The sequence below is a fragment of the Curtobacterium sp. Leaf183 genome (genome assembly GCF_001424385.1).
Lineage (GTDB): Bacteria > Actinomycetota > Actinomycetes > Actinomycetales > Microbacteriaceae > Curtobacterium.
The window spans coordinates 311,602-320,613 of record NZ_LMPO01000001.1; the positions used below are offsets into that span (position 1 = coordinate 311,602).

General features: G+C 72.4%; 12 protein-coding genes. 5 read left to right on the top strand and 7 right to left on the bottom strand.

Features of this window, described 5'->3' with window-relative positions; genetic code table 11:
• The first annotated feature begins 146 nt into the window (after positions 1-146).
• Positions 147-1,409: an ice-binding family protein gene (locus ASG04_RS01490; protein ID WP_056119195.1), complete on the top strand. Its 1,263-nt coding sequence runs from the start codon at positions 147-149 to the stop codon at positions 1,407-1,409.
• A 60-nt stretch (positions 1,410-1,469) separates the two neighbouring features.
• On the opposite strand, the gene ASG04_RS01495 is transcribed toward ASG04_RS01490, so the two are convergent.
• Both ASG04_RS01495 and ASG04_RS01500 read right to left on the bottom strand, forming a co-directional pair.
• Positions 1,470-2,129: an RNA polymerase sigma factor gene (locus tag ASG04_RS01495; protein ID WP_056119198.1), complete on the bottom strand. Its 660-nt coding sequence runs from the start codon at positions 2,127-2,129 to the stop codon at positions 1,470-1,472.
• 255 nt (positions 2,130-2,384) lie between these two features.
• Positions 2,385-3,251, bottom strand: coding sequence for an SDR family oxidoreductase (locus ASG04_RS01500; protein ID WP_056119200.1), 867 nt, complete (start codon positions 3,249-3,251; stop codon positions 2,385-2,387).
• A 222-nt stretch (positions 3,252-3,473) separates the two neighbouring features.
• Here ASG04_RS01500 and ASG04_RS01505 point away from each other — a divergent pair, with 222 nt between their 5' ends.
• The gene (locus ASG04_RS01505; protein WP_056119203.1) at positions 3,474-3,935 is read left to right on the top strand and encodes an Asp23/Gls24 family envelope stress response protein; all 462 of its coding nucleotides are present in this window, start codon (positions 3,474-3,476) and stop codon (positions 3,933-3,935) included.
• On the top strand, positions 3,932-4,723 hold the full coding sequence (gene aqpZ / locus ASG04_RS01510; RefSeq protein ID WP_082517719.1) for an aquaporin Z: 792 nt from the start codon (positions 3,932-3,934) through the stop codon (positions 4,721-4,723). The genes ASG04_RS01505 and aqpZ overlap by 4 nt, the downstream gene beginning before the upstream one ends.
• A gap of 102 nt (positions 4,724-4,825) precedes the next feature.
• Here aqpZ and ASG04_RS01515 read toward each other — a convergent pair whose 3' ends face one another.
• From ASG04_RS01515 to ASG04_RS01520, 3 genes are all read right to left on the bottom strand, one after another.
• Positions 4,826-5,422, bottom strand: coding sequence for a TetR/AcrR family transcriptional regulator (locus ASG04_RS01515; protein ID WP_056119206.1), 597 nt, complete (start codon positions 5,420-5,422; stop codon positions 4,826-4,828).
• A 64-nt stretch (positions 5,423-5,486) separates the two neighbouring features.
• Positions 5,487-5,645, bottom strand: coding sequence for a hypothetical protein (locus tag ASG04_RS17245; RefSeq protein WP_156463473.1), 159 nt, complete (start codon positions 5,643-5,645; stop codon positions 5,487-5,489).
• Between the two features lie 78 nt (positions 5,646-5,723).
• A complete protein-coding gene (locus tag ASG04_RS01520; RefSeq protein WP_056119209.1) occupies positions 5,724-5,942 on the bottom strand; it encodes a hypothetical protein in 219 nt (72 codons plus the stop codon).
• Between the two features lie 256 nt (positions 5,943-6,198).
• Here ASG04_RS01520 and ASG04_RS01525 point away from each other — a divergent pair, with 256 nt between their 5' ends.
• A complete protein-coding gene (locus ASG04_RS01525; protein ID WP_056119212.1) occupies positions 6,199-7,146 on the top strand; it encodes a helix-turn-helix transcriptional regulator in 948 nt (315 codons plus the stop codon).
• Positions 7,147-7,220: 74 nt separating this feature from the next.
• On the opposite strand, the gene ASG04_RS01530 is transcribed toward ASG04_RS01525, so the two are convergent.
• Positions 7,221-8,324, bottom strand: a complete 1,104-nt coding sequence (locus ASG04_RS01530) for an FAD-dependent monooxygenase (protein ID WP_200938377.1) — start codon at positions 8,322-8,324, stop codon at positions 7,221-7,223.
• Positions 8,325-8,333: 9 nt separating this feature from the next.
• Positions 8,334-8,462 carry an NAD(P)-binding protein gene (locus ASG04_RS17680; protein ID WP_200938378.1) on the bottom strand — a complete coding sequence of 43 codons (129 nt, stop codon included), beginning with the start codon at positions 8,460-8,462 and terminating at the stop codon, positions 8,334-8,336.
• Between the two features lie 38 nt (positions 8,463-8,500).
• On the opposite strand from ASG04_RS17680, the gene ASG04_RS01535 reads away from it, so the two are divergent.
• A complete protein-coding gene (locus ASG04_RS01535) occupies positions 8,501-9,007 on the top strand; it encodes a MarR family winged helix-turn-helix transcriptional regulator (RefSeq protein WP_056119215.1) in 507 nt (168 codons plus the stop codon).
• Positions 9,008-9,012 lie beyond the last annotated feature (5 nt).

Sequence of the window (9,012 nt, forward strand, 5' to 3'; positions counted from 1 at the left end):
GTGTCGGCATGCCGTACCCCCGGAACCCCCAAACGACCGGGATCCTGCAGAACACCCCCGATCAGGCGCACACTCGCCACACCGGAGATCACGTGCGTGTCATCGATGCCCACACTGTGCCTCTCCAGATCAGACAGGCGCCTCGAATGGCCACGTCCCGTTTCCTCCGCCCCACGCTGATCGCCGTCACCGGCATCGGACTCGCCGCAGCGATGGCCCTGGCCTCCGGTTCTGCAGCGTCAGCGGCCACGGTCATCTCGGGGCCGGTGGACCTCGGGACCGCCGCGACCTACGGCATCCTCGGCGCCAGCGCCGTCACGAACACCGGGCCGACGGTGGTGAACGGCGACCTCGGCGTCTCGCCGGAGTCGTCCATCACCGGGTTCGGGGGCGCGCCGAACGGCAGGGTGACCGGCACCACGCACCAGACGGACGCCGAAGCCGCCCAGGCGCAGCTGGACACCACGACCGCCTACAACGTGGCCGCGTCGCTCAGCCCCAAGCGGACCGGGCTCACCGAGCTGAACGGCCTGTCGTTGTCACCGGGGGTGTACTCCGGGCCCACGCTGCAGCTGGCGAACAACGGCGCGCTGACCCTGGCTGGCAGCGCCGACTCCGTGTGGGTGTTCCAGGCCGCCTCGACCCTGACCGTCGGGTCCGGCACCCGGATCACGATCACCGGTGGCGCGAGCTCGTGCAACGTCTTCTGGCAGGTCGGCAGCTCCGCGACGATCGGGACCAAGGCCCGGTTCCAGGGCACCGTCCTGGCGAACCAGTCGATCACCGCGACGACCGGCGCCACCGTGGCCGGACGACTCCTCGCGAACAACGCCGCCGTCACGCTCGACTCGAACGTGATCACCGCATCGCAGGGCTGCCCCGCACCGGGCTCGACGTCCGAGACCACCGGCCCCACCATCACCGCGGGCACCCCGAGCGATGCCACCGCCGGTCAGCCGTACTCCTACACGGTGACCGCGACCGGCACCCCGACGCCGACCTACAGCGCCGCGGGACTGCCCACGGGGCTGACGATCAACGGCACGACCGGCGTCATCTCGGGCACGCCGACCACACCGGGGACGACGACTGCGACGGTGACCGCGTCCAACGGCACGGGGCCGGACGCGACGACCACCGTGTCGATCACCGTGCAGCCAGGCGCGGGCACCGTGACGCCGGCGCCCACGGCCACACCGACGGCAACGCCCACCGCTCCGGCCACCACGCCGACGACGCCGGGCACGACACCGACACCGGCCGCCGGTCGTGGCGGGAACCGGCCCACCGGTGAACTGGCGTTCACCGGCACCGACCCGACCCTGCCCCTGGGCATCGCCGGGGCGCTCCTCGCCGGAGGCATCGCCCTCGCGGTCGTCACACACCGTCGTCGGGCACGCAGGGTCTGACCCGGCGAGTCCCCGGCCCGTGCTGCTCGGGGCCACGCCGCCGGGCACCCGGTGACGCGGTCACCGCCAGGGCGCGAGCTCCCGTTCGACCACCACGCGTGCCCGTGCCAACTGGCCACGCACGGTCGAGACCGGCACGTCGAGTTCGAGCGCGATCGCCTCGTAGCTGTGGCGCTCGAGGTGTCGCAGCTCCCAGCAGCGACGTTGCAGGGACGGCATGGCGTCCAGTACACGCTGCGCCGCCACGACGAGGGACGCCCGTTCCGCCACGGCCGCCGGAGCACGGTCGGTGGAGGCCGGCATCGAGTCGTCCAGCCCGGTCCGGCGCTGCGCCACGGAGCCCCGAAGCCGGTCGTAGCTGCGGCGTCGGACCGTCGTCACGAGCCAGCCCGTGACGGCAGCACCGTCCGCCATGGCGCCCAAGTGCGTCCAGGCGGCGATGAAGGTCTCCTGCACCACGTCGTCCGCGTCGCTGGAGCTCCGCAGGATCCCGAGCGCGGTCGCACGGAGCAGTCCGGCGTTGCGCCGCACGATCTGCGCGAGCGCACGGTGGTCGCCTGCCGATGCACGGCGGACGAGCGTCCGGTCGGCGTCGCCCGCCGCGGCACGGCTGAGGGCCACCGCGGGAGCGACCGCGCGCAGTCGCGCGGCAGGCCGGACGGGAGGGTCGGCGAACGTGAGCGGACCGACGAACGTTCGGTAGGGGACGGTGGTGAGCATGCGGGATCCGATCCTGGTGAGGCTGGTTGCGGATCCTTCGGAGACATGGGGTCGTCAGGCGGGGACAAGCATGTCCCCAACAGAGGGGACATCGGGTGGCGGAGCCCGGGTCCGCGGCTCCTCCGACCGGCGGGCACGCCAACCGCCGTCCGGACGGCACGTGCCCCCACGCGCCCTCTGGAACGCGTCAGCCGCTGACGCCTTCCAGAGGGCCGCGCACCAGAGCCCCGGCCTGGTCGCCGCTGCCGGGACCGGTCAGAGACCGAACCCACCGTCCGACGTCAGCACCTGCCCGACCACCCAGCTGCCGCTCGACGTGGCCAACCACCCGATCAGCTCGGCGGGGTCCTGCGGCGTCCCCACCCGCCCGAACGGCGTGCTCGCGACGTACGCGTCCAGGTCCTCCAGCGATCGGTCGGTCGTCTCCGGGTCCATGTAGCCGGTGTTGACCGGACCGGGGTTGATCGTGTTGAGCACGATGCCGAGCTCCAGCAGCTCGGCGGCCACCGTCGCGGTGACCCCCGCGAGGGCGGCCTTGCTGGCGGCGTAGGCCACCTCGCCGCGCATCGCGCCGTGGATCTGCCCCGACGTCATCCAGAAGACGTGACCCTGGACCTCGGCGTACGGCCCGGTCCCCGCGATCCGGTCACCCGGACGACGTGGTCCGTCGCTGGCGGGCGCGCGACGACGGGCGAACTCCGCGGTGAGCAGCATGGTCGCTCGGGTGTTGACCTCCCAGAAGGCGCTGAGCCGCTCCGGCGTCATGTCGAGGATGCTGCCGTCGTCGCCGCTCTTCGCGTGGTTGCAGACCAGCACGTCGACCTGCCCGGTGAGCGCAGCCGCCGCCGAGAGCACGTCGGGCACGGACGACGGATCGCGCAGGTCGGCCGACACGTCTGCGAACCGGGCGCCGTCGACCAGGACGTCGCGGATGCCGTCGCGGACCGCGTCCAGGTCGTCACCGCCCCACGGCAGGTCCATGTCGTGTGGTCGGTGGTGGTGGATGACGACGTCCGCGCCGAGTGCGGCCAGCTTGCGGGCGACGGCGAACCCGATGCCGCGGCGCCGCGAGACGCCGGTGACGAGGGCGGTCTTGCCGTGCAGGGGAAGGAGTGCGGACATGGTGGACCTCTCGGACGTGCGCCGGGGATCGGCGCGCAGATGTGGTCGGAGACGGTTCAGCGGCACTGCATGACCAGCACACTACCGACGTCGACGCAGGAGTGCACCCGCAACCGGCGAGCCGATTCCCGCGGGTGTGTGACTTCCGTCGGGTTCACCCCGTCTCACTGGTGAACAGCAACCGCCGGGAACGCCCGGCGGGAACACGAGAGGAAACGACACATGGCTGACACCACGACCACCACCCCGGCGACCACCGCCGCTGCCACGCGCAGCGGCCAGCACGCGGGCGCGAACGGCGTCTCCGGCGCGACGAAGATCGAGGACACCGTCGTCGAGAAGGTCGCCGGCATCGCCGCCCGCGAGGTCAACGGCGTGTACTCGCTCGGATCCGGCGCGGCCCGCGCGATCGGCGCCATCCGTGACGCGATCGGCCAGCACGACCACGGCCAGGGCGTCAAGGTCGAGGTCGGCGAGAAGCAGGTCGCCGCTGACATCGTGATCGTCGCCGAGTACCCCGTGGCACTGCAGCAGGTCGCCGACGGCGTCCGCGCGTCCGTCACGCGTGCGCTCCAGCAGATCGTCGGCATGGAGGTCGCCGAGGTCAACGTCACCGTCCAGGACGTCCACATCCCCGGTGACGACGACGACAACGACGACAAGAAGGAGTCGCGCGTCGAATGACCGGTCGCAACGAGCCGGTGAGCGAGTCGACCTCCGAGCAGCGGCGTGAGGACGCCGCTGCCTGGAGTCCGCTCGCACGGTACCTCTCCGAGTTCTTCGGGACGTTCCTGCTCGTCCTCGGCGGCGTCGGCACGGCGCTCTTCGCCGCGAACTTCCCGAGCAGCACCGACAACCAGTCGGGCGTCGGGTTCCTCGGCGTCGCGCTGGCGTTCGGCCTGACCGTGATGGCCGGCATCGCCGCCGTCGGGCACATCTCCGGCGGCCACTTCAACCCGGCGGTCACGCTCGGGCTGTTCGCCGCGGGTCGCACCGACGCGAAACACGTCCCCGGGTACCTGGTGTCCCAGGTCCTCGGCGGCCTCGCCGGCACGAGCGTCATCGCGATCGTGCTGTCCGGCAAGCGCGGGGCCTTCGCGGCCGCGCAGGACGCCGGCTTCGCCTCGAACGGCTTCGGCGACCACAGTCCCGGCGGCTACGGCCTCGGCGCGGTGTTCCTGACCGAGGCGGTCCTGACCGGCGTCTTCGTCGCGGTGATCCTCTCGGTGACCGCGAAGCGCGAGTACCAGGCGCTGGCCCCGATCGGGATCGGCCTGACGCTGACGCTGATCCACCTCATCAGCATCCCGGTCAGCAACACCTCGGTGAACCCGGCCCGCTCGATCGCGAGCGCGGTCTACGGCGGTGCCGACCCGCTGGCGCAGCTCTGGGTGTTCATCGTCGCCCCGATCCTCGGCGGCGTCGTCGCCGGTGCGGTCGTCCGGCTGGCACGTCGGCGCGAGCGGGCGTGACGGCGGGTCGCGCGCCCTCCTGATCCGGGCGCGCGACGAGACGAACGGGAGGCCCGGTGCCAGCTGGCACCGGGCCTCCCGTCCGTCCTGAGCGCGGGGCGCTCAGAACGCGGGCCGCTCCTCGAAGACCGACATCAGCATCGCCGCGCCGAGGCGCGCGGACCGGGCCGGCTTCGCCGACCCCTGGACGGCGGACTCGACGCGGGCTCCCTCGACCAGCAGCGACAGCGTCTCGGCGATGTGGGACGGCATGTCGGCCCGTGCGCAGAGCAGGGCGAGGTGGTGCTCGACGTCGCGGAAGTGCTCCGCGGCCAGTTCGGCGATGAGCGGGTCCTGGCGGCCGAGCTCGGCGTGCCCGTTGATGAACGCGCAACCGCGCCAGCCCTCGTCCTCGAAGCACTCCTCGAGGTAGCTGAAGATGCCGAGGATCTCGTCACGCGGGTCCGGAGAGGCCTCCGCGATGTGCGCGAGCGCCCGTCGCCAGGCACCGTGCCAGCGCCGCAGGACCGCGACGACCAGGGACTGCTTGGTCGGGTAGGCCGATCGCAGTTCCGCCATGCTGAGCCCCGCGCGCACGGCGACGTCCTCCATCGTGACGGGCTGGACGCCGTGCTCGGTGAAGAGCGCGTCGGCAGCCGACGAGGCCGCGCGTTGTCGGCTCGTCTCGGGAGCGGGCGGTGTCAACGTGAGGATCGTCATCGTGGGTTCGCCTGGTCCTGGTCGCTCGGTCGTCGATCGGTGGTGTCGGTCTCGGTACCGGGGGTCACCCGGCGAAGAAGTCCGCGTAGGTGGGGTCGGCCACCGAGCCGTGGCCCAGGCGGGACCGCACGATCGCCGCGAGGTCGTCCGGCGGGGTCAGTCCCCGGCGACGCCACTCCGCCGGGTCGCGCCGGAGTTCCTCGAGCGAGCCGCGGTCACGCATCGACCCGCTCCTGTTCGGCGAGCAGCGCGGCCATGTCGATCGGCTGCGTCAGGGTCTCGTCGTACGGCGTGACGGCGCTCATGCCGAGAGCCCGAGGACGACGGCGGCCGAGGCCAGGACGGTGACCGAGACCACACCGCTGCCGATCGCGGCGAACTGCAGCGCACGGTGGCGCTGCGCGTCGCGGACCTCGCTGAACGCGCTGCGGTGGTGTGCGCGTGCCCTGATCGCGACCGCGTCGAACGCGGCCTTGGGCCCTGCGGCGGACTCGATCGGTGCTGCGGTCACGGTGCTCATGGTCCTCTTCCTCGTCGTCACGGCGGGGTGCCGTCGGTGTCGATCAGAACCTACGAGTCGGCGCGACGCGTGTCCGGCGGGGTCGGCGGACGTCTCGGATCCCGGACGTCCGGACGCCCCGGACAGCCGGATTCCGGACATCACCCCGCGGGTCGGTCGTGTCCGCGATGCGCGGGCACCCGGGAGATGAGCGCTTCCCGGACAGCAGCCGTGCCAGGGACCCGGCCGTCCGGCACAGTCGGTCACACGATGCTCCATGACTGACGACCGCGCGCGCGTGCACGACGACACCCGGTCCAGCGACATCGAGCAGGCGCGCGACTTCCTGATCGGTGCCTACGACGCCGACGAGTGGCGTGCCGAGACGACCACACAGCCGTTCGACTTCCGGTACTCCGCCGTCGGCGACTCGGCGATGACCCTCCGCGCGATCCGGTTCGACGGGCACCTCGAGGGTGTCATGGTCCCGACGACGGACTTCGTCGTCCAGTGGGTGACCCGTGGCTCGGGCTCGATCGGCGAGGGAGATGCCCGCATCGTCAGCGAGGTCGGTCGGCCGCAGCTCTGGCCGCAGCACGGAGCGACCTTCACCTACCGCGACTACGACCAGCGCCTCGTGCAGGTCAACCGCTCGGCACTCGTCGAGCTCGCCGGCGAACGCGGGGTCGAGGCCGGCCAGGTGCACCTCGACCACACCATCCGCCCCGACGACCGCGCGATGCAGATCTGGAGGAACACGGTCTCCCTCATCTCGCACACGATCATGGACCGGCAGGCGTCACCGCTACTGCAGGCCGAGATGGGACGGCTCGGCGCACTGGCGCTGCTCGAGCTCTACCCGCTCGTGACGGCGTCGCTCCCCGGCGAGCTGCTCCTCCCCCGCAACGCCCACATCCGGCGCGCGGTCGAGTACGTCCACGAGCACGCCCACCAGCCGATCACCAGCACCGACCTGGCCGAGGTGGCCGCGCTCAGCCTGCGCGCCCTGCAGCAGGCCTTCCAGCGACAGCTCGGCGTCAGTCCCAACGGGTACATCCGGCAGGTCCGGCTCGACCGGGTCCGTGACGCGCTGCTGCAGGGCGACCCGGCCACGACGAGCATCGCCGACGTCGCCCGGCTGTGGGGCTTCGCGCACGCCGGGCGGTTCTCGGCCGCCTACCTGGAGCGGCACGGCGAGTACCCCCGGGCGACGCTCCGGCGCTGACCGGCAGTCGGGCGTGACGGTCGACGGCCGAGACGGTCGACGGCCGTCACGGTCGACGGTCGTCACGGCGACCGTCAGACCGCGTGGGTGACGATCGGCGGCAGCGGGACGGCGGAGTCGGCCACCCGGGTGAGCTTCGCAGCGACGGGTCGGAACAGCGCCGACGTCAGCACCTTGTCGGCGACGCCGCGGGCCGCCAGCCCCAGGCGGGACTGCGGGTAGGCGAAGTGGACGATGCCCCTCGGGATGCCCTGGATCCGGTCGACGAGCGGCCGCATCCACCGGTCGAACGCACCGAACGCCGCGTCCAGGTCCCGCCGGCTGGGTCGTCCAGGGCCACGGGCGGACAGGCTCGCGGCGAGCACGTACCCGCTCGTCAGGGCGAGCGAGGCACCGCCGCCGCCCATCGGCGTCACGCACCACGCCGCGTCCCCGATCGCGACGACGCGTCCCCGGTGCCACCGCCGCATCCGGATCTGCGTGAGTTCGTCCAGGTACACGTCGTCGGACTCGGCCAGGCCGTCGAGCACCCGCTCGGACTCCCAGCCGGCACCGGCGTACCGGCGACGCAGCACCGCCACGGCCTCGTCACGCTGCACGCCCGCCAGCGCGTCGCCGCCGGCGTACGCCAGGATGGCCCGCGTCGTGCCGTAGGGGTCGGGGCGCAGGTGCACCTGTCGGCCGCCCACCGCGTTGTACCAGCGCCACCGGTCGTCGTCCGTCGGGGTGCGCGGGATCGTCCCGAACACCATCGTCACACCCAGGTCCCGCGCGTCGACGTCGTCGTCCGGGAACACCAGGTCCCGTGTCCGCGACCGCACGCCCTCCGCGATGACGAGCAGGTCAGCGTGCAGGACCCGTCCGGTGCCGGTGGTCACCGTGACACGGTCCGCGTCCGCACCGTCGTTCGCTCCCCCGGCCATGTCCTCGACCTCGTCGATCGTCTCCCCGTAGACCAGCTCCACCCCGGCGGGCAGCGCATCGAGCACCGCGCGGGCGAAGTCGCCGCGCAGGACCTCGAGTTCGGCGGTCGCGCCGTCGGGACCGTCCGAGGGCAGCTCCGCCCGGACCCGGCCGTCCCGGTCGACGAGCACCGTGCCGGTCTCGGTGGTGTTCGCGGCGCGGATCGCCGGCACGAGCCCCATCCGGTCGAGCACCTCGCGGGCGACACCGCGCACGTCGACGTTCTATCCGCCGTCACGGAACGCGGGTGCCCGTTCGATCACGGTCACGTCCCATCCGGTGTGCCGGAGCCACCAGGCGGCCGACAGACCTGCGATGCTCGCCCCGGAGATCACTGCATGTGGTTTCGTCATGCTTTACAGTAAAGCGACTTTGCAGCAAAGGAACCTGGATGACCGAGATCGACCCCCTGACCCACCCGTGGGCCGAGGACCAGGTCGCCGCGATGCACCGCCTGCGCGACTGGGCGGTGACCTTCATGGAGCTGAACCACCACCTGTCGTCCTGGATGGCACTGCCGGTGTCCGATGCCAACGCCCTCGGCCAGGTCATCTGGGCCGAGGTCGCCGACGCCCCCCTGTCGCCCGCGTCGCTGGCGCGGCGGATCGGGATGACGAGCGGCGCCACCTCGATCCTGCTCGACCGCCTCGAGACGGCCGGGCACGTGGAGCGGCACCGCGAGAGCGCCGACCGCCGGCGCATCACCCTCCGTGCGACGGCGACGGCACGTGCCGAGAGCCAGCGGTTCCTCGCCTTCGCGGGCACCGAGATCGCGGCCACCGTGCAGGAGACCCCGGCCGAGGACCTCGAGGCGGTCATCCGGTTCCTCGACCGGATGACCGCGGCAGCGACCGCGGCGAACGGGCGGCTGGTCCAGCGCGCGACCACCGGTCGCTGAGACCC